Annotated in this window: 13 protein-coding genes and 2 pseudogenes; 4 read left to right on the plus strand and 11 right to left on the minus strand. The window is 67.9% G+C overall.

Annotation, left to right across the window (positions count from 1 at the left end; genetic code table 11):
* Positions 1-340: 340 nt before the first annotated feature.
* A complete protein-coding gene (locus tag AB0B40_RS06430; protein ID WP_362263251.1) occupies positions 341-1,195 on the minus strand; it encodes a nuclease-related domain-containing protein in 855 nt (284 codons plus the stop codon).
* 302 nt (positions 1,196-1,497) lie between these two features.
* Between AB0B40_RS06430 and AB0B40_RS06435 the strand changes: the two genes are divergently transcribed.
* Positions 1,498-2,532: a hypothetical protein gene (locus AB0B40_RS06435; RefSeq protein WP_362263254.1), complete on the plus strand. Its 1,035-nt coding sequence runs from the start codon at positions 1,498-1,500 to the stop codon at positions 2,530-2,532.
* Positions 2,533-2,670: 138 nt separating this feature from the next.
* On the opposite strand, the pseudogene AB0B40_RS06440 reads toward AB0B40_RS06435, so the two are convergent.
* Positions 2,671-2,938 (minus strand): annotated as a pseudogene (locus tag AB0B40_RS06440) (site-specific integrase); the annotation flags it as partial.
* Between the two features lie 394 nt (positions 2,939-3,332).
* The gene (locus AB0B40_RS06445) at positions 3,333-6,311 is read right to left on the minus strand and encodes a tetratricopeptide repeat protein (protein WP_362263256.1); all 2,979 of its coding nucleotides are present in this window, start codon (positions 6,309-6,311) and stop codon (positions 3,333-3,335) included.
* Positions 6,312-6,506: 195 nt separating this feature from the next.
* Between AB0B40_RS06445 and AB0B40_RS06450 the strand changes: the two genes are divergently transcribed.
* On the plus strand, positions 6,507-6,689 hold the full coding sequence (locus AB0B40_RS06450; RefSeq protein ID WP_345060723.1) for a hypothetical protein: 183 nt from the start codon (positions 6,507-6,509) through the stop codon (positions 6,687-6,689).
* 178 nt (positions 6,690-6,867) lie between these two features.
* Here the strand turns inward: AB0B40_RS06450 and AB0B40_RS06455 are convergent, their stop codons facing one another.
* The 7 genes from AB0B40_RS06455 to AB0B40_RS06485 form a co-directional block, all read right to left on the minus strand.
* On the minus strand, positions 6,868-7,443 hold the full coding sequence (locus tag AB0B40_RS06455; protein WP_362263259.1) for a hypothetical protein: 576 nt from the start codon (positions 7,441-7,443) through the stop codon (positions 6,868-6,870).
* A 254-nt stretch (positions 7,444-7,697) separates the two neighbouring features.
* On the minus strand, positions 7,698-9,188 hold the full coding sequence (locus tag AB0B40_RS06460; RefSeq protein WP_345060727.1) for a class I SAM-dependent DNA methyltransferase: 1,491 nt from the start codon (positions 9,186-9,188) through the stop codon (positions 7,698-7,700).
* Between the two features lie 59 nt (positions 9,189-9,247).
* Positions 9,248-10,252, minus strand: coding sequence for a GIY-YIG nuclease family protein (locus AB0B40_RS06465; RefSeq protein ID WP_362263262.1), 1,005 nt, complete (start codon positions 10,250-10,252; stop codon positions 9,248-9,250).
* Positions 10,252-11,559 carry a restriction endonuclease subunit S gene (locus AB0B40_RS06470; RefSeq protein WP_362263265.1) on the minus strand — a complete coding sequence of 436 codons (1,308 nt, stop codon included), beginning with the start codon at positions 11,557-11,559 and terminating at the stop codon, positions 10,252-10,254. The genes AB0B40_RS06465 and AB0B40_RS06470 overlap by 1 nt, the downstream gene beginning before the upstream one ends.
* Entirely contained in the window at positions 11,556-14,372 is a 2,817-nt protein-coding gene (locus AB0B40_RS06475) for a DEAD/DEAH box helicase family protein (protein ID WP_362263268.1), read from the minus strand. The genes AB0B40_RS06470 and AB0B40_RS06475 overlap by 4 nt, the downstream gene beginning before the upstream one ends.
* Positions 14,373-14,991: 619 nt before the next feature.
* Entirely contained in the window at positions 14,992-16,338 is a 1,347-nt protein-coding gene (locus AB0B40_RS06480; RefSeq protein WP_362263271.1) for a hypothetical protein, read from the minus strand.
* A gap of 224 nt (positions 16,339-16,562) precedes the next feature.
* Complete coding sequence (locus AB0B40_RS06485; protein WP_345060785.1) at positions 16,563-16,919, minus strand: ArsR family transcriptional regulator; 357 nt, start codon at positions 16,917-16,919, stop codon at positions 16,563-16,565.
* A gap of 136 nt (positions 16,920-17,055) precedes the next feature.
* On the opposite strand from AB0B40_RS06485, the pseudogene AB0B40_RS06490 reads away from it, so the two are divergent.
* Positions 17,056-17,223 (plus strand): annotated as a pseudogene (locus AB0B40_RS06490) (MFS transporter); the annotation flags it as partial.
* 302 nt (positions 17,224-17,525) lie between these two features.
* On the opposite strand, the gene AB0B40_RS06495 reads toward AB0B40_RS06490, so the two are convergent.
* The gene (locus tag AB0B40_RS06495) at positions 17,526-18,641 is read right to left on the minus strand and encodes a Ku protein (protein WP_362263273.1); all 1,116 of its coding nucleotides are present in this window, start codon (positions 18,639-18,641) and stop codon (positions 17,526-17,528) included.
* 53 nt (positions 18,642-18,694) lie between these two features.
* Between AB0B40_RS06495 and ligD the strand changes: the two genes are divergently transcribed.
* A complete protein-coding gene (gene ligD, locus AB0B40_RS06500) occupies positions 18,695-19,582 on the plus strand; it encodes a non-homologous end-joining DNA ligase (protein ID WP_362263276.1) in 888 nt (295 codons plus the stop codon).
* Positions 19,583-19,692 lie beyond the last annotated feature (110 nt).

Genomic DNA, 19,692 nt, shown 5'->3' on the forward strand with positions numbered 1-19,692 from the left:
AAGTCCAACACGGAGCCCGTGCCGCCGGTGAAGATGTACTCGTGCCACTCCGGGTCGCGCCACATTTCCTCGACGGCCCGCCCCTCGAAGCCGTGGTTGTCCCGCGCCAACTCGTCTTCCTGCTTCTGCCGGAACGCGGCCACCAGATCACGCTGATACGGGCCGGTATGAGTTCATGCGTTGCCACCCATACCCTTCCCCTCTCCACTCGAACTGCATGTTCAAGAGCGGAGCGTAAGAGACGGCACTGACAGGGCACCCCGCCCCGACGACGGTCAGGCCCTGGAAACCACCCACAGGCCCCGCAGGGAAGGCCGGCACCTCACTGAGACGCACCGAATCAGGCATTGCTCCAAGCTTGGCGATGGCGAGCAACGCTATACACCTGCTCCACCTGGTCGGTCGTGAGCGCGCCTGAGAGGGGAGCGAGTGCAGATAGCCGGCGCTCCTGGTACACCCGGACATCGAGCTGCGTAGCGACCACCTCCAGCTCGGTGACGCCGACGAAGACGAGCACCGGCTCCACCGGCACCGGGAAGTCGCAATAGCGTTCAAGCACTCGGGCGACCCTCTTGGCCTCCGCCCGGCTCTTGCGTGCATAGGGTGCCGGTTTCCCGTGATCGACTTTCACGGAATCGTCCCCGACCCACACGGCCCTCTTGTCGTGGTGCTTCGTATTGATGCTGAACACTCCACCAGGCCCGACCATTAAGTGATCGATATCCACTTTGTTGGCCAAGGGGATGGAGTGCAGGACGCGCCAGCCGTGGCGCCCTAGGCGGTTCAACTCGGCTCCCACTCGCCGCTCCCCCGCCAACCCCTTGCGCCAGGATTCCCATTCCGAGGGCCGCCGCAGAAGCCGTGAGACGACTCGCTCCATCAGCCCCGGGCCGGATTCGGTGAGCAGATCACGCAACGCCTGCCCGGGAGGGTTGACGGCCAGGTCGTCGGCCGGCGTCAGAGGCGGCAGTGTGGGACGCGCCTGAACCTCCGACGCCCTGTTAGGAGGGACAGGCTCGGTGAGGTTCTGTAAGTGCTTCGTGAGCACGGCGATCACGTCGTCGCGGCACTCAGCCCGCAAGACCGTGATGTCTCCCGTCCTGACGTCCGCCCAACCGACCGCGGTGCCATCGGGCAGGTTGGCGTACAGACGATCATGCCCGTACCGCTTCCAGCGCGTGACGTGCAGTTCCATGAACCCCCCCTGTGCTCACGCTTTTCGTCCTTGCCGCATATGGACTCAACGGCGTCCACCTCGACAGGATCCCGGCGTAGCGTCCAGTTGTCCGCGCCGTATTGAGTCGAGGTGTGAGGGCGACCGGCTGTCCGTCCCGACGCTGCGGTGCTTCGCTCAGTCGTCCTAGGTGGCCGAAGTGCTCGGGGCTTGCCCCTTCCCCAGGAGGGGCGGGCTTCCTCACGTTCCGGCAACAATGACACACAGGTCCCGCACGGCTGTCACAGTATCCTCACCAACTCCTGCCACTCATGAGGGGAATCGTGCGCCGCACCATCTCGGCAATCGCTCTGCTCTCCTGTTCGCCTCTCGCCGCCTGCGCGTCTCCTCACGAGCCTTCTACCGTGCCTGGGGCCCGATCGGCCTCCTTGACGCCGTCAGCCACGAGCAGCCCAGCGTCGGCGGCAGCAGGTGCCGGTGGTGGCGTCTGCACGATTTACCTGTACGGGCACGCCGCCCGTGCCGAGGTGCACAGCAGCGGGGAATCCAATCCGGCGGCCGAGTGCAGCAGGCTCGCTTCATCCTTGTCCACAGGCGGAGACTTCTGGACAACGCAAGCCGTTGCCGTGCAAGGTCTCGTACCGGAGGTGTGCGCTGTACAGAAGAACGACGTCATCGTCGTGGTCCGCGACACCAACGGCCAGATATTCGGGCAGAGCGTGTGTAGCACCTTCCTCCAAGGCGGTTGGACTGAAGACGCGCAGGCGGAGCGAATCGCGCAGCAGCAGGACCAGACGACGGTTCGTGCAAGCGCTCAGGCCAGTGCACAAGCGGCGGACCAGCAAACAGCGCAGGACGCGCTCACAACGCTTCAGGACTCCAACAGTTCCTTCAACAACGCCAAATCGGTTCGCGGCGACGTCACGACAGCCGATAAGGACCTCGCGCAGGAACGGCAAGACGCCAAGGAGGGAAACGGTGACGACTGCTACAACGTCGAGAACGTAGTCGGCTACGACGCCGAGAACGTCGTCGGGTACGACGTCACAACCACGGCCAGCTATGACGTAGATCAAGAGAAGCAGGGGATCACGGGGCTGCGGTCTCAGATCACCGCTCTCAAGAACGCTCAGACCGCCCTCACCGCTGACGGGCTACCCACACTGCCCGGTGCCAACGCCGCCATCGCTACAGCGGAAGCGCACATCACGACTGCGATCACCACCACGAACAAGGCTATCGATCACTTGAACGCCGACATGCAGACTGCGTACAGCATCGCCAACGCCCTCGGCACCGGCGACTGCGCCAACGCAGGCCCCGGTAAAGCGCCGGCGGGGCTCTCGCACATCTCGTGACTGCGCCGGCAGTACCGAGTCCAACGAAGGGCAAGCGGCACGGCTCCGCTCGCTACTTCGGATCGCCACAAGTAGGGCTCAAAATGAGGGAGGCCCCAGGCGACATACCTGAGGCCTCTCAGTGTGGTGCAGGTGGTCTCACTCGTACTCGCGAAGCAGGTCCTCGATATGCCGGTTGGCGACATCCTGACGTCCATCAAGGCACTTTGCGTACCGCGTCAGCAGTGGAATCCACTCCTGCATTGGGCCACGTCGACAGAGCCGAGTGCCGAAGGTCGTACGGCCTACTCGCGAGCGGCGAGGCCGCGACAGCCGGCGGTAGCGCCAGGAGTCGAGCCTCCTGCCACACGCGGTAGTAGGTCGAGGACGGGACTACCGAACCCTTCTCACTGAAGAAGAGCCGCCCCGCCCGGCACCGGGACCTCAGTCCGGTGCACATGCAGTTCCTGGGTGAGGTGTTCACCCTCATCCTTCACTGGCTGGTGAGCGGCCGTCAGGCGGACCTAGTAGAGGTGACGGCGCGACGGGTGCCGTGCGCGCTGCTGGCGACCAAGCGATACGGCGTCCCACAAGAATGCTTAGGCCTTGGAGAAACATATGCGCTCGCCGTCCTTGCGGCGCGCGAGGTCGGAGCAGGGCGGGCCGGTCACGGAAATTCGGGCGGATAGAGCCGCACGGTGTCCGGGGATGCCGTCGTCCACCTATTTCCGTCTCCCGTACGTGGCACAGCGTCGACAGCAGCGTGTACCGCACCGGCCCGGCCGCAGACTGCAGGTCCGAGGGGTACGGAGCATCTACGTCTACGGGATCATCCGCACCGCTCGCCTGGAGGTGACGTGCGGATCGGGCCACGCCCACGGCTCGGCCAGCGCTCCCTCGCCCTCCAGGCCATAGCGCTCGTACTCCTCCGCTACCGCTGGCCGCAGCCTAGCCAGATACTCGAGGGCGACGGTATATCCGCTGTCAGCGACAGTGCAGTACAGCCGTTCGGCCTCCTCCAGGTCCCCTGCCTCCTCTCGCATCTGCGCAACTTCCATCACGCCGTTGAGGTCCCCGCTGTCGGCGGCGGCACGGGCGAGTCGTTCAGCCTCCTCCCGGTTCCCGACCTTCCGTATCAGCGCCAGAAACACCAGGCCCGCGGTGTTTCCGTTGTGGGCGGCGGCACGGGCGAGCCGCTCGGCTTCCTCCCGGTCCCCCGCCTCCTCTCGCATCCGGAGCAGAGACAGCACAGTGGAGGTGTTGCCGCTGTCGGCGGCGGCGCGGTACAGCCGTTCGGCTTCCTCCCGATCTCCGGCCTTCTCCCGCATCTGGCCCAGATACACCAGGGCCGAGGCGTCTCCGCTGTCGGCGGCGGCGCGGTACAGCCGTTCGACTTCCTTCCAATCCTCGGCCGCCCTCGGACTGCGAGCCAGTGACAGCAGTGCCGAGGTGTCTCCCCTGTCGGCGGCGGCGCGGGCGAGCCGCTCGGCTTCCTCCCGGTTCCCGTTCTCCTCCCGCCTCCGCGCCAGTTCCACGAGGGCCGAGGTGTTTCCGTTGTGGGCGGCGGCGCGGGCGAGCCGCTCGGCTTCCTCCTGGTTCCCGGTCTCCTCCCGCCTCCGCGCCAGTTCCACCAGGATGGAGGCGTCTCCGCTGTCGGCGGCGACGCGGTACAGCCGTTCGGCCTCCTCCCTGTCTCCGCCCACCTCCCGCATCCGTGCTGCAGCCAGCAGGGCGTCGGTGTCTCCGCTGTCGGCGGCGGCGCGGTACAACCGTTCGGCTTCCTGCCTATCGTCGGCCGCCTCCCGCCCTCGCGCCAATGCCAGCAGGGCGGAAGAGTCCCCCATGTCGGCGGCGGTGCGGGCGAGCCGTTCGGCTTCCTCCCAGTTCCCACTCTCCTCCCGCCACCGCACCAACTGCCGCAGAGCCTCCGTGTCTCCGCCGCCGGCGGCGGCGCGGTACAGTCGCTCGGCTTCCTCCCGGCCCCCGGCCCCCTCTCGTAACCGCGCCAGCGCCAGGAACTTCAGGGCGGAGGTGCTGCCGTTGTCAGCGGCAGCGTGGGCGAGCCGCTCGGCTTCCTCCCGGTCCCCCGCCCTCTCGCGCATCTCTGCCAGTGTCACCAGAGCGACGGTGTCTCCGCCGTCGGCGGCGACGCGGTACAGCCGTTCGGCGCCCTCCCGGTCTCCGGCCGCCTCCCGCATCCCCGCCAGACTCACGAGGGCGGACAGGTCCCCCTTGTCGGCGGCGGCGCAGTAGAACTGTGCAGCGTGACGGTACCGGGACCGTCTCTTGGCAGCGACGGCGAGGCGGGTAAGGTCCGCCGGGGCGGTGATGTGGTCGGCGGCGGCGTCCCAGAAGGAAGCGGGTGGGCAGAGGCTCTGACGAGTGCGGCGGCCGTGCTGTTGAAGGTAGTCGGCGAGACGGAACACGCCGGGCAGCGCGCCCATTCCTGAGGGGCGGGGAACATCCTGTAGCGGCCTGGTGATCCGCTTGATGAGCTTCCGGGCGTGGGCGAGGCCCTCGTTGAACCAGGTGTCAGGATCGACGGCGGAGCGTTGATCGTCGGTGAGGTAGCCGGATGCCGCATCGTGAAGGAAGTCCCGCGGCACCGGCACCGTGACCTGGAGGCGGTGGAGGTCCATGGCCGCGCTGATTAGTGCCTTGCCGTAGATGCCGCGCGTGCCGACCGAGCGCTCGTAGTGGGTGACCAGGTCGGGTCCAGCGGCCAGGGCCTGGGTGAGGTCAGCGCCTCCGGCTTCCAGGGCCGCGGCCAGGGACGCATCGTGGTCGGCGGCACGGCGGACGGCGTCCAGGGCATCGGCGAAGGAGTCGGGAAGGTGGATGTAGTGGGCCTGGGCCAGCAGCGCCCGGGCCTGCCGGTGGGGATCGTCCGCGCCCGGGGTGGGGGCGTCGGTGAGATCCTCGTTGTAGTTCGGCCACAGGGTGGCGATCACGAGGAAGGGACCGTCGGCATCCAGACGGCGCAACAGTGCGGCCGCCACGGCCTCACCCGACGGCCCTGTCAAGTAGTCCTGGGCTTCGTTCAGCCACAGGACGCTGCGCGGCCCGAGGGCGTCCGCGGCCAGCGCAGCCAGTAGACCGTCGGCATCGGCGGGAAGGAGTAGCTGGAAGTCGTCCGGCACAGTCTGCTGAAGGGCTTCAGCGGCGGTGCGTGTCTTACCGGTGCACGACTCGCCGCACACCATCACCAGCAGCGAAGCCTCCCCTGCCACAGCGCCAGCCAGTCGTGCACGCAGTTGGGCGTCGTGGGGGCGGGGCACATAGGTCGGGACGACGAATCCGGCATCGTCAAGATCGGTGTGATGTCCCGGGATCGCCTTGTGCACCCCTAGCCGCTGTAAGGACCAGGACCGTACCGGGCGGGGACGGTCCTTCAACGCCGCCTGACGGGCACGCCGTTCCTCTTCCTCCAAGGCCTTGTGGGCCTTCTGCCGTTCCACGCCCTCCCGATCCGCCTGGATCCGAAGACGGTGCTCGGCCTCCCAACTGCGTCTCCAGCGCTCCTCGGCCAGCAGATCGGCGACCGTCTCATCCGAGCCCCCGCCTGCCGAATCCTGAAGACAGCCTCTACCTGAGGCCACTGCCCTGATCTGCCGCAGAACCGACAGCAATGGTTCCACCTGCTGCGGCAACTGATTCGCACCCAGCCACTTTCCAACAGTGTCCGGCGAAACTCCGGGCCCTCGGGACAATGCCCTGTACGACGGCTGCCCACCCAGCTTGTCCATCCTGAGCTTCGCCACTCGCCGCAGGTCCTCAAAGAAATCCGGCGTCCTGTTCATTGCCCCGCCCCGTGTGTCCCCATGTCCGGAACGGACAGCACCGGACACCGAAACTCTAGGCCTGCCACCTGCAAGCCGGCAGCAGATTCGTCCAATATGACGGCAGACAGCAGCCGGACACCCCTGTGGACAGGGAGCGTTCTACCCATCCGGTCCGCACAGCAGGCAGACCACTCACTCAAGGAGACAACCGCGATGTCCACGCTTCAGGTGCTGACGCTGTTTCTGGCGCTGTCCATGGCCCTGCACGTCGGCTGCGGCGCCGCCTTCACCGCTTGGCGTGCAGGCACCCACCCCGGCACCGCCCTACTGATCGGTGGCAGCGCCACCGGCGCAGCCTGCTCACTATTTCTGGCCGCCGTCAGCGCCTACCACTGACCACCGTCCGGGCCTCGGACACCGCCGGCCTCTTCCAGCTCACATGTCATGGCCTGCAGCTCGTGGCGCAGTTGCCGCAGGCACGCTCGTCCGTGTCCAGGCCAAGGTCGACCATCCCGGTCTCACTGCAGGAAGTCGGCCTCACTGGCACCGGCGAGGCGCGCGTGGGTTTCTGCCACTACATCGACGTACGGCGCGGTGACCCTGGTTCGGTGTCGGTGATCGACCGCCACAGGACGGCCGATTCAGCGATGGCATCCCTCGCCTCCTCCCGTCGTGAGTTCGCGACCAGCCGGGTCCTGGCACGACGGTGGGCGGCCAGGCCACGGCTCAGGGAGACCGCCCGGGCGGTAGCGCTCACGGCCTCCGCGTGCCGTCCGGCCTCGCTCAGCCGCAGGCCGTGGTGGGCGAGTGCGTCGACCAAGACCGGCTCGCCTACCGCGGCATCGGCCGCGGCCACCTGCTCGGACACCGCCAGGGCCTCCGCCGAGACGTCGATGGACTCCGTGCGCGCCGATGAACTCAGGGCCAGGAGCAGACCAACGCCGATCAGCGCCAGAGTCAGCACCCTGCCGTGGGCGGCATCGGCGTCCGCCAGGTCGCGGGCGATACCGACGGCCTCGCGGACGTGTGCCACGCCCTCGGTCGCCCTGTCCCCTTCCACGAGGTGCGTGTCCAGACCGGAGTGGGCCAGGACGCGGACGACGTCGCGTTCGCCGGTGACGAGCTGGGCGTCCGCGACGGCCCTTCGCAAGATCTCCTGGGCTTCGCGCCGGCCGGCATCGCGCTCTTCGGAGGCAACGCTTTCCTGTCCGTGTTGGTCCTCCTGGCCACTGTCATCTCCGGCAAGCCTGTCCTGCCCGCATCACACGACACCGACATCTACTTCACTGCCCTGGGCATCATCCTCAACGTCGTTTACCGCCGGGCTAGCCACCATAGCCACCTGATCGGCCCTCCCCGGCCATTGACAAACTCGCGGTGGAGACTCCCAGGCGGTCTCCAGGGTCAGGCCTCGCTCGTTTCCTTGGCATCCAGGGCATCCAGGGCATCGGCGACGGCCGCGAACTCTTCGAGGGCAGCGGTGAGATCGTCGACGATCTCGCGGGCGATCACGTCGGGAGCGGGCAGATTGTCGAGGTCCTCAAGAGACTCGTCCCGAAGCCAGAGGATGTCGAGGTTCACCTTGTCCCGAGCGATCAGCTCGTCATAGGGGAACGACTTGAACCGCTCGGACTCGACACGGTCCTCTCGGGGCTGACCTGGTTTTGCGGACTGCACGAAGTCGTCCAGGTCCCCCCTCGTCAAGGGGTTCTTCTTGGGGGTGAAGCGCTTGTTCGTTCGCAGGTCGTACACCCACGTCCTGGCTGTCCACGGGGCCTCGCTGGCCGGCTTCTTGTCGAAGAACAGTACGTTCGCCTTCACGCCCTGCGCATAAAACACCCCGGTGGGCAGGCGCAGGACCGTGTGGAGGTCGAAGTCGGTAAGCAGACGCCGGCGCAGTTTCTCTCCGGCCCCGCCCTCGAACAGCACGTTGTCCGGCAGCACCACCGCGGCCCGGCCGTTGATGTCCAGGATGGTCATGATGTGCTGCAGGAAGTTGAGCTGCTTGTTGCTCGTGGTGACCGCGAAGTCGCTGCGCTCGATCTCCCGGTCCTCGCGGGCCTCCCTGCCGTCGGCGCCCACCATCGTGATCGAGGACTTCGTGCCGAAGGGCGGGTTGGCCAGCACCACGGACCAGCGCTGACCAGGGTCGTCGAGCAGAGCATCCTTGACCTCGACGAGCGACTCGCCCCTGGCGTCGCCCATGCCGTGCAGCAGCAGGTTCATGGCGGCCAGGCGTGCGGTGCCGTCCACGATCTCCACGCCGTGCACGAACGACGCCTTCAGGTGCTGACGCTGCTCGGGGTTCATGTGGGCGGCATCCTTGGAGGCGTACTCGTACGCACCCAACAGGAACCCACCAGTGCCGCAGGCGGGATCGACCACCGTGTCCTCCACGGACGGCCGCACGACGTCGACCATCGCGGAGATGACCGACCGCGGGGTGAAGTACTGGCCCGCCCCGGAACCCTTGTCGCTGGCGCCCTTCGACAGGAGGGACTCGTAGGCGTCGCCGTTGATGTCACCGCCGCTCGACCAGGTCTCGCTGTTGATCAGGTCGTGGATCAGCCGCTTGAGGATCGCCGGGTCCTGCACGCGGTTCTGAGCCTTGCGGAAGATCGTGCCCAGCATGCCCGGCTGGCGGCCCAGCCCCTGCAGGATCAGCGTGTACTGGGTCTCCAGAGCCGCACCCTCGGTGTCGAGCAGCCGCTGCCAGGAGTACTCCTCGGGGACGATCCGCTCAGGCTTGAGCGGCCGGTTGGCACGCTCGTGCGCCATCTTCAGGAACAGCAGGTAGGTCAGCTGCTCGGTGTACTCCAGCACGCCTACTCCGGCGTCCCGCAGCACTCCCGCGTACGTCCACAGCTTGTCGACCAGCCGACGAGTGTCCGACACGTTGTTTCCTTCCCAGCCCAAGGCATACGCCCTGCGAGATGCATAGATTTCCGAGCCGGTCAGCCAGTGCTGCCGGACTCCCCGGTGCTGCCGGACTCCCCGGTGCTGCCGGACTCCCAGGAGCCGTAGGTGACGTTGTCGTCGGTGAGCCAGTTGATCCGCCCGTTCATGGACACCCGTCCAGCGATGACCGCTCCGGCGGCTGAAGGCGAGCCGAACACGACGTCACGGGTCAGGCGCGCGGTCCCGTCCGTGCCGACGGCGATCGATCCGTCCGCGACCAGGTCACGGTGCTGTCCCTGACGGACCTTGTACTGCTTGGCCGACGAAGCCTTGTAACCGTCGCGGTCCGGCATCTGCGCAGCCACTTCAGAGCCGGCCAGGACCGTGAACTCGCCATCGATCACCTGAGCCTGGGCACCTGGCATCTGCACCAGGCGGAACACCGGGGAGACCTCCACCGCACGGTCTGGCTCGGACTCGGCGACCGGTAGCGGGCCGCCGGGCCCGGCGGGAGCGGTCCACGCGGCGGAGGGAGCACCGGCAGGCGGGCGGGTGGCCCTGCCGCGCAGCACGTCGACGCCCAGGACGGGCAGCAGGATCTCCAGCTGACGGACGAACTCCTCCATGTCCGAAGCGTCCGCCTCGGGCAGGTCCGCACCGCCGGTGGGCTCGTTGCCGTTCTCCAGCGGCACGCGGCCGATCGCCTTGGCCATGCCGATGAGCTTGGACTCCAGCCAGCGCACGTGCGCACTGGTCAGGTTGGAGTCCTTCGAGGTGATGACCACGACCTCCGACCAGAAGTCCTTGTTCTGGTCATGAGTGCTCAGCCTCTTGGCGACGTTGTCCGACTGCCCTATGTACGCCTTGGTCTTCCCGGTCTCCTCGTCCTCACCCAACGGGATGTAGACACCGGTTTTCCGGGCCTCCCGGCGCTCCCGGATGCGGCCCAGGTCCTTGCGGGCGCCCTTGAGGAGCTGCCCGGTCCACGTCATGATCTCCGCGGTCGTCAGACCACCGACCTTGCCGTCCACCAGGAACACGCGTACCTGCTTGCCCGCCATCAGGACAGCACACCCGCAAGAGCCTCGGTCTCGACGGTGTCAGAGGCGATCGCTTCGGCCCCCTCGGACTCGGAGGCGGCGGCCCCGGTCAGGCGGCCGGTGAAAGCGGCGTCCAGGAGCGAACGGCGCAGCGACGAAGCCTTGCGCTGGGCTACCGAGATCTCCGCCTCGAGTTTCTTGACCGCGGTCAGCTTCATGTCGGCAATCTCTACGATGCGCGACTGCTCTTCCATCGGCGGCACCGGGAACTCGATCTTCTTCAGCCTGGCGCCGGACAGGTGAGCGATGTTCGTCGTGATCCGGGATTCCCGGGCGAAGCGGCCGGCATGCATGTGGCGACGGAACACCAGGAGCGCGAACTCGGGAAGTACGTCTTCGCGAGCCTTGAACCGTAGGAGACTGTTGGTGAAAGCAACATCCCTTGGGACGCCACGGTAGATGGCTGGACGGCCGAGCCACTCGGGGCTCTGCCCCTCGTTGAGGAGGACGTCACCGGGGTGGAGGCGGAAGCGCTCGAAAGTCTCCTCGGGCCAGTGCATCTCCATCAGAGAGCTGGTGTCGATACGGTCCTCGAAAACGTTGGCGACACGAAGATAGGGCCTCATATTCGGGCCTGAATGCCAGTCGGGATGACGTTGGCGACCGAGCTCGACGGTGCCCGCTTTCCCCACGGTTGACGACTCCCAGTGCGCTGGGTAGTCCCCGTCGTCGGGAATGAGGTCGAGCAGCACGGCCTTGGCCAGGACACGGGCGCGACGATGGGAGGCGCCGAGGTAGTCAACGCCCGCGTCCAGGCGGGAGAGGTGGTCTTCCAGCACGTCGACGATCCGCGCTTCGGCGGTTTCACCGAAGCGCGGAACCCTGAACTCCTTGATGCTCCTCAGGTTCACGTGCGGCAGCTGGGTTCCGGTGGCTGAACCCTTGAGGTGCTGCTGGAACTCACAGCTGCTGAGCCAGTGGTAGAGGTAGGTGCCGTTGACCGAGTGTGGGCGAATGCGGGCGACCCGCTGGACGAGCAGCGCGGGGAGGTCGGCGGGGCGAGCCCGGGCGAGCTTGAGACCGGAGGAGATGAGCGGGCGGTCCATCCCGAGGATGAGATCCCCCTCTTGGACCGCCAGGCGCTCATAACCTGGAAGCATCGACTCCGGCCAGGTCTTCGTCCGCGCCCAGCGCAGGGCCCCGGGTGCGATGTTGTCGCCTCGCAGGAGCCGGATTCCTTCGCCTGGTCCACCGAAGTGGGCGCTCTTGAAGGCGGGACCGGAATCGACCGCTGCGACCTCACCGACGGTCTGGAAGGCGGGCGTCACGCGGTCAGCTCCTTGTTCAGAGCCTCCAGGAGGGTGCCGGCCTGATCACCCAGATCACGAATCGCACCGTCGATGCCGCCCCGCTCGTCGAACGGGGCGCCGTCGAGCTGGTCGACGTCGATTCCGGCCGAGGAGGCGATCACGTTCGCCATGTTGTCCAGCCACCACTTCTGTGTCTCGGTGAAGACGATGCCGGCCTGCTCCTGCTGCCGTAGCCAGCCCTGGTACCGCTCGTGGACTTTGTCCGCGTACGGCACCAGCTCGTCGTCACCCGTAAGGGTAAAGCGCAGCAGTGACACCAGGTCCGTGACCTGAGCCTTTACGTTCGGCCGTACCCGGCCCTTCTCCACCTGCTCGTACGCCTCCCAGAGCCGCTGGGGAGTCCACTGGTGCGGCGGACGGGCTATCCGGTCGGCCAGCTCCTTGATCTGGGCGAACGTGCTCCCGGCCGGCTGGGTGCCGGATTCCTGGCCGTGCTGCAGGACTTGGATCGCGGAGATCTCGCTGCGGTGCTCGTCCAGGTATGCGCGCCAGTCCGTGACGATCTCACGGGCCTTGTTCTCCGCGCCGACGCCGTAGGCCTCGAGCAGGGTGTCGGGGTTGGTGTCGTCGATGATCTGGTCGTGCTGGCGGCGCAGCTCCATGATGCGCGTACGCAGCTCCGGATTGGAGGCCAGCGGGGTGATGGCCCTCTCGAGCAGGTCGTCGAGCTCCTGTTGCGGGTCCGCGCCTTCGCCGGCAGCGGCGACGGCTTCGGCCTGGTGCTCGGGGTCGCAGGCCTCGACCAGTTTCCTCACGATGTTCTCGAGGGGCTGGCCGGCGACCTTGTCGAGCTCGGCCCTCTCGGCAGCGGTGACCTGGAGCTCCAGGGCTGCCAGGCGGGAGGCCAGGGTCGCGGTCTCGTCTTCGGTGATCGTGAGGTTTCCGACCTTACTGAGGAGCTTTTCGAGGCTTATGCCCTTTTTGCGCATCAGTGGCGGATCCACGAAGTCGTGCTCGGTGACGCCGATGGCGTCGACGATGACGAACCTCGTCTTCTCCCTTGCGACCGGGCTCGTCCGGGAGTCGGGGGTGACGGCCTGGAAGTCGGGCTTGGGCATGGTGCGCGCTCCGCGGCCCTTCATCTGCTCGAAGTACTGCGCCGAGCGGACATCGCGCATGAAGAAGACGCACTCCAGTGGCTTGACGTCGGTGCCGGTGGCGATCATGTCCACCGTGACCGCGATCCGTAGCCTCGCGGAGGAGCGGAAGGCCTGCAGATGGCCTTCGGGGTCCTTGGCCTGGTAGGTGATTTTCGCCGCGAACTCGTTGCCCTTGCCGAAGACCTGCCGTACCTGTGTGACGACCTCCTCGGCGTGAGCGTCGTCCTTGCAGAAGATCAGTGTCTTGGGGACCGTGGTGCGGCCGGGGAAGATCTCGGTGAACAGCCGGTCGCGGAATGCCTCCAGGACAGTGCGGATCTGGTTTGGATTCTGCACGGCCCGGTCCAGCTGATTCTTTTTGTACTCGATGTCCTCGTCGATGGCCTCGATACGCTGGATGCGGGTGCGCCGGTCGATCTTGGGCACGAACGTGCCGGCCTCGATCTTCGCGCCGTTCTCCGAGACTTCCGTCTTGATGCGGTAGATGTCGAAGTCCACGTTCACGCAGTCGGCCACCGATTCGGTGTACGTGTACTGCGAGACAAGGTTCTGGCGGAAGAAAGCGAACGTCTGCTTGCCCGGCGTGGCCGTCAGTCCCAGGATGTGGGCGTCGAAGTACTCCAGGACGCCCTTCCACACTCCGTAGATGGAGCGGTGGGCCTCGTCCACGATCACCAGGTCGAACGACTCCGGCGGCATGTCATGGTTGTAGGCGATCTCCACCGGCTTGTCCGGCACGAAGCTGTCCAGCGCCGGGTCGTCGCCCTCGGGGACGTCCTTGCCGCGCAGCACGGAATAGACACGCTGGATCGTGGAGATCACGACATTCGAAGACTCCAGCATTCCCAGACCGGTCAGGCGCTGGACCGAGTACAGTTCGGTGAACTTCCGGCGGTCGTCCGGCGTCTCGTAGTTACTGAACTCAGCAGCGGTCTGCTTGGCCAGGTTGTTGCGGTCCACCAGGAACAGCACCCGCTTGAATCCTGCGTGCTTGAGCAGTCGGTAGGACAGGGTCACCGCGGTGTACGTCTTGCCCGCACCGGTGGCCATCTGGATCAGTGACCGGTCTGCACGCTGAGCGGCCAGAGATGCCTCGGTTTTGGAGATCGCTTCGGTCTGCGCGGGGCGGAGCCGCTCCCCGTTCAGCGGCGGCATGCGTCGTATCTTCGCCCGCCAGGTCGGGAAGTCAGGATTCTCCTGGGCCTCCCGGATTACGCGTGCGAGTGTGGCCGGCCTGGGGAAGTTGAAGATCTTCCGGGCACGCGGCTCAGGGTCGTAACCGTTGGTGAAATGAGTCTCCGAACCGGAGGCCTCGAACACGAACGGGATACGATCACCCACCGTGTGCGCACGCTTGCGATGCTCCGGCGGCAAGCCGGTGGCGTACATCGCCGACTGCCACTCGACGCCGGACAGGGTGGTCCCCTGCGGCTTTGCTTCGATGACGCCGACGACCTTCTTTTCGACGTACAGCAAGTAGTCCACCCGACCGTGGCCCGGCGCCATGACGACTTCACGCACCGCGACACCGTGCACACCGAGCTCACCGGCGAAGAGGTTCATCTCCTTGCGGCTCTGCACTGCCCAGCCTGCGGCGGTCAGTTGCTGGTCGACAAGAGCCCGAGCGCGGGCCTCCGCCGGGAGACGAGAATCGTGATCATTGCTGTTCATCGCTTCCTCAGTGTCGGTAGCGGGACGTTGCCAACGCGGTGGAACTCTGACGGTCTGCTCAGACCGAGGGCCGTCTGCGCGGTACTCGTGGCGCGTCCACGCGCGCCGGCCCTGGTCAGAGGGTTGATCGAGAGAACTCGTACACGGACGCCAACGGGCGGGCAGCCGGCCTGCTCGAGGCCCTGATGCGAGGCGCCGGGAACCACCTCAGCCTGGGCGGCTCGGTGCACCACGCCATGGGCCGGCGGCACGGCGACGCAGTCACGCGTCAGGCCGGACATCGCCTCTACCGCGGCCGGGCCGCCCTCAACCAGCGTGAACACACTGCACAGTAAAGTGCCGCCTCTTGCCAACGCCCCTGATCCCCCGTCAAGAAGCACCCGATCGCCAGGGAAGATGTCTTCGCGCTGACGGTGCGGGGATATTACAACAGCTTCACACTTGAACGACCTCGCCTGGCTCGACTGAACCCCGAGAGGGACGGCCCGGAAAATGCGGGCAAGCGCTGGTCAGGGTCCGTCCGTTTGCCAGGTGGTCTTCGGCGGTCCCGGGTCTGCTCCGGGAGGCCGGGGAGTGTCGGGGAGGGGTGGGCCGGGGGCTTGACCCTCCCCGAGCGGTGTCAGGACGACGGGTTGAGGGTCACCTCGGCCGAGTTGTTCTTGGTGCGCGGGTCGAAGGTGAAGGACGTGCCGAAGTCGGGGCGGGCGGTGACGTGGCCCGTCGCGTCAGGGACGACGCGGTCGATGCGGAGCCGGAAGGGGAAGCTGACCTTCAGGTCCGGCTTCGCCCACATCGGCAGGGTGCAGGCGTAGTGACCGATGGCCGGGTCATCGCCCTGCTTCCAGGCGGTACGGCAGGTGTCGGGCACCGACGTGGCCGTGGTGCCCTCGGGGAGGTAGTAGTCGATCACGGCGACCGGGTCGCCGGAGCTGACGTTGCCGACCCAGGCCGGCCCGCGGTTGGCGAAGCGGAAGGCGGTGGTGACGGTGTCGCCGGCCGCGCCGCTCACCGTGGTGCCGCGCACCGCGAAGTCGGCGGTGTTGTGCGCGGTGATCTGCCAGGAACGGCCGTTGTCCGAGCCGTCGAGGTCGGCGGCGCCGGTGGGCTCGACCTCGTAGTCGAACCGCTCGTACAACGCGTGCCCGGTGACGGCGAGCCGCAACGGCTCCGGCAGCTCAACGGTGGCGCCCGGCGCGACGGCGGTGTCGAAGGAGCAGGTCACGGACGTCATGGGCGTGTAGTCGCCGTTGTCGTCCGGCCCGGTGTAGGTGCACTGCGGGTAGCGGGTGGTGATGTCGAGGCCATAGGTCGCCCACATTTTCACGCTGAAGCCGGTGGCGGTCTCGTTGCCGGTGTTGGTGACGGAGAACGGCACGCTGAGGCTGCTGCCGGGTGCGACGTCGGTGACGTTCTGCGGGGCGCTGAGGCCGAGGTCCGGGCCGGAGCCGACGGTGACGAAGGTCTCCGCGGAGCCCTGCGGGGCGACGAGCGTGCCGTCGGGGCCGCCGGTGGCCTCCGCGGAGTACTCGATCGCGCCCTGGGCGCCCGCCGCGGCGCCCGCGGCGGCCCGTATCCTCAGCTGCACCTGGGCGCTGGAGCGGGTCGGCACGTCGCCGGTGTCGCACACGGCGACGGTGCCGGCCTCGTTCGGCGTGCAGTTGTCGGGCCAGGCCACCTCGGCGACCCCGGCGAGCCCGGAGACGTCGACGGTCAACCGCCCGTCGGTCACCGTGAAGTTGTCGTTGTCGTGGTACATGCCGAAGGCCAGCGATCTGTACTGTGCCGTGCCGCCGTCCGGGGCGACGGTGAGCGACTGCTCGTACGGCGCCTGGATCCACAGCTGATCGGTCTGCGTCTCGCCGTCGGCGAAGGCGACCCCGCTCCCGAGACCGGCGACGACGAGCGCCCCCACGACTCCGGCGCGTGTCCCGCCACGCAGCACACGCCTGATCAAGACAGAACTCATGACATCCCCAAGAACGATCCGAAACGGAACCCGTCGAAGTGACGAGCGCCGGGCTCCCGTTGGACGGTCCACGGGCAGGGAGGGTTGTAAGTGGAGGGGTGCGAGCCGTGTGGTTCTTACCGTCCTCTTGATGTGAGTGAGTCCGGCGCTCCGCGTCTCGTCTTGATGTGAGTGCGTCCGGCGCTCGGCGTCTCGTCGTCAACGGCCTTCGCGGTTGTGTCCGGTCAGTCCCCGGCCCGCGGTGTCCACGCGGCCACCAGGTCCAGCAGGCCGGGGAAGCGGGCGTTCAGGTCGGCCACCCGGACGTGGCTGCGGCGCTCCAGGCCGTACTGGCGCTGCCGGGTGATGCCCGCCTCGCGCAGCGCCCGGAAGTGATGGGTCAGTGAGGACTTGGGGCGGTCCAGGCCGAACCAGCCGCAGGTGTGGTCGAACTCCTCCGACTCCAGGAGCAGTTTGCGGACGATCCGCAGCCGCAGTGGGTCGCTGAGCGCGCCCAGCACCGTCTCCAGGCGCAGGTCGGAGACGGCCGGCTCGGGCAGCGGGTCGGGCAGACCGGCCGGTTCCGACAACACCTCGATCACGGCCGGGGCTTCCCCGGCGACTCCCCCGGCCCCCTGAGCCTCTTCGGTTCTCTGCCCGGTCAACTGCGGCACCCTCTCCCGGTGTCCGGCTTCCCACTCCTGTACGACTGCGATCGTACTAGGTGTCAGGTTGACGGTGCCGACGGGGCGGCTGGCCGAGGCCAACGCGGCGCTGGACGTGGGCGGTCACCTTCCCGCCGGGGTGCTTGCGGTCACTGCCGGTTACCTGAGCGACGGGGTGGGGCTGACGGCAGGAGCGGCGGTCTTCGGCGCGGTACTGGCGGCTCTGGCCGTGGCCGGGGGGCGGACTGGCGCTGCCGCGGGGACGCGGCCGGGCGGAGTCTGCCGAGTGACCGCCCGCTGCCGCGGCCGGGCTGCGGCCGGGTCGCGGTGGCCGGCCGGTCACCGGCGTCCGCCGGGTGCCAGCACGGCCACCGTGCCGCCGGCGCTGTGTCAGCGCGGCCGGCCGTAGCTCCCGGGGGCGCGGGGAACCGCGCGATCGGCCCCGGGAGCCCCGGCGGATCCGCAGACGCGGGGACCGGACCGACCGACACCCCGACAGCGCCCCTCCCCCATGCACGACGGCACGGTGACAGCCCACCCACCTCACGCCGACCGCTTGCGCGACGCGGCCTTCTTCGGCGTCGCCTTCTTCGCCGCCGCGCTCTTCGCCCCCGTGGTCCTCGTCCCCGTACCTTTCGCCGTCGCACTCTTCGCCGACGCACTCCTCTCCCCCGCCCCCTTCGCCGCCGTCGTCTTCCCGGTCTCCTCCTTCGCCCTGGACGTCGACTTTCGCGCGGGCGCGGCCTTCTTCGCCGCCGTCGTCTTCCTGGCGGACGTGGCCGTGGACTTCTTGCCCCCCGTCTCCTTCGGCGCGGTCCGGCTCCGGCGCAGTTGTCTGACCTCGGCCTCCTCGCCGGAGCCCGTGCGCGACTCGCCGGAGCCCGTGCGCGACTCCCGTGCCGCCCGCACGCTGTTCTCCAGCGCGGCCATCAGGTCCAGCACCTTGCCGCCGGCGGCGGGGGCCGGGCTCTCGGGCGGGGCCTCGCCGGACGCCTTGGCCGCGATGACCTCCTCCAGCGCCTCCCGGTACTCGTCGTGCAGGTCGTCGAGGTCGACCTCGCCGAGGGTGTCCATCAGGGCGTCCGCGAGGTCGAGTTCCTTGTCGCGGATGGTGACGTCGGTGCCGGGGGCCACGCCCTCCGGGGCCCGTACCTCGTCCGGCCACAGCAGGCCGTGCATGGCGATGGCCTCGCCGACCACCCGGAGCATGCCGAGGCGTTCCCGGCCGCGGAGCGCGTACTTGGCGATGGCGACCTTGTTGCTGCGTTTGAGGGCTTCGCGGAGCAGGGTGTACGGCTTGGCGGCGGGGGCTCCGCCGGCCGCGAGGTAGTACGCCGCACCCATCTGGAGGGGGTCGATCCGTTCGGCCGACACGAAGGCCACGATGTCGATGGTGCGGGCGGTCGGGATGGGCAGGTGGGAGAGGTCCTCGTCGGTGATCGGGATGATCGTGCCGTCGGCGTCCTCGTAGCCCTTGCCGATCTCGGACTGGCCGACCTCGCGCTCGTCCAGTTCGCACACCTTGCGGTAGCGGATGCGGCCGTTGTCCTCGGTGTGGATCTGACGGAAGGAGATCGCGTGGCTCTCGGTGGCGTTCACCAGCTTGATCGGGATGCTGACGAGACCGAAGGAGATGGCACCGTTCCATATCGATCGCACGTGCCGCACCCTCCCTTTCCCGAATTTTCCGTTTCGTCTGGGATTGTCATCCTATGACGCCTATCACAGAGGTGGAGGGGCGCCGGGTCGCGCTCAGCAATCTGGAGAAGGTGCTGTATCCGGAGACCGGCTTCACCAAAGGGGAGCTGCTGCACTACTACGCGACCGCCGCCGGGGCGCTGCTGCCGCATCTGCGCGACCGGGCGGTGTCCTTCCTGCGCTATCCGGACGGTCCGGACGGACAGCTGTTCTTCACCAAGAACGTCCCTCCGGGTACGCCCGACTGGGTCACGACCGCCGAGGTGCCGCGGTCGTCGGCGGACAGTCCGGCCCGGATGGTGGTGGTGCAGGATCTGCCGAGTCTCGTGTGGGCGGCGAACCTCGTCACCGAGTTCCACACCCACCAGTGGCTGGTGCGGACGCCGGACGAGGCGGACCGGCTGGTCTTCGACCTCGATCCGGGGCCGCCCGCGCACGTCGTGCACTGCTGCGAGGTCGCCCTGTGGCTGCGGGAGCGGCTCGCGGCGGACGGGATCGAGGCGTACCCGAAGACCGCCGGGTCGAAGGGGCTGCACCTGCTGGCGGCGGTGCGCGGGAGTTCCCCGGAAGAGACGTCCGAGTACGCCAAGGCGCTGGCGGTGGAGGCCGAGCGGGCCATGCCCCGGCTGGTGGTGCACCGGATGACCAAGAGCCTCAGGCCGGGGAAGGTGTTCGTCGACTGGAGCCAGAACGCGGGCCGCAAGACCACGGCCGCCCCGTACACCCTGCGTGCCCGCCGGGCTCCGCTGGTGTCCGCGCCGGTGACCTGGGAGGAGGTCGCCGCCTGCCGGAACCCGGCCCAGCTGGAGTTCCAGGCCGACGACATCGCCCCGCGCCTGCAGGACCTCGGCGACCTGATGGCCCCGCTGACGGACCCGGGCGCGGCCGTGCCCCTCCCCTGACCTACAGCCTTCGCGACCTGTCCGGGCGCCTGCAGCCCTCGCCACCCGTCCCGGGTACTCACAGCCCTCCCGGCCTGCCCCGGGTGACCTACAGCCCTCGCCGCCCGCCT

The organism is Streptomyces sp. NPDC042638 (genome assembly GCF_040647235.1).
Taxonomy (GTDB): Bacteria; Actinomycetota; Actinomycetes; order Streptomycetales; family Streptomycetaceae; genus Streptomyces; species Streptomyces rameus.

Excerpts from the sequence above, each read along its gene's own strand:
- AB0B40_RS06430 (WP_362263251.1), bottom strand. The coding sequence starts at position 1,195 with ATGGAACTGCACGTCACGCGCTGGAAGCGGTACGGGCATGATCGTCTG.
- AB0B40_RS06445 (WP_362263256.1), bottom strand. The coding sequence starts at position 6,311 with ATGAACAGGACGCCGGATTTCTTTGAGGACCTGCGGCGAGTGGCGAAG.
- AB0B40_RS06450 (WP_345060723.1), top strand. The coding sequence starts at position 6,507 with ATGTCCACGCTTCAGGTGCTGACGCTGTTTCTGGCGCTGTCCATGGCC.
- AB0B40_RS06465 (WP_362263262.1), bottom strand. The coding sequence starts at position 10,252 with ATGGCGGGCAAGCAGGTACGCGTGTTCCTGGTGGACGGCAAGGTCGGT.
- AB0B40_RS06475 (WP_362263268.1), bottom strand. The coding sequence starts at position 14,372 with ATGAACAGCAATGATCACGATTCTCGTCTCCCGGCGGAGGCCCGCGCT.
- AB0B40_RS06480 (WP_362263271.1), bottom strand. The coding sequence starts at position 16,338 with ATGAGTTCTGTCTTGATCAGGCGTGTGCTGCGTGGCGGGACACGCGCC.
- ligD (WP_362263276.1), top strand. The coding sequence starts at position 18,695 with ATGACGCCTATCACAGAGGTGGAGGGGCGCCGGGTCGCGCTCAGCAAT.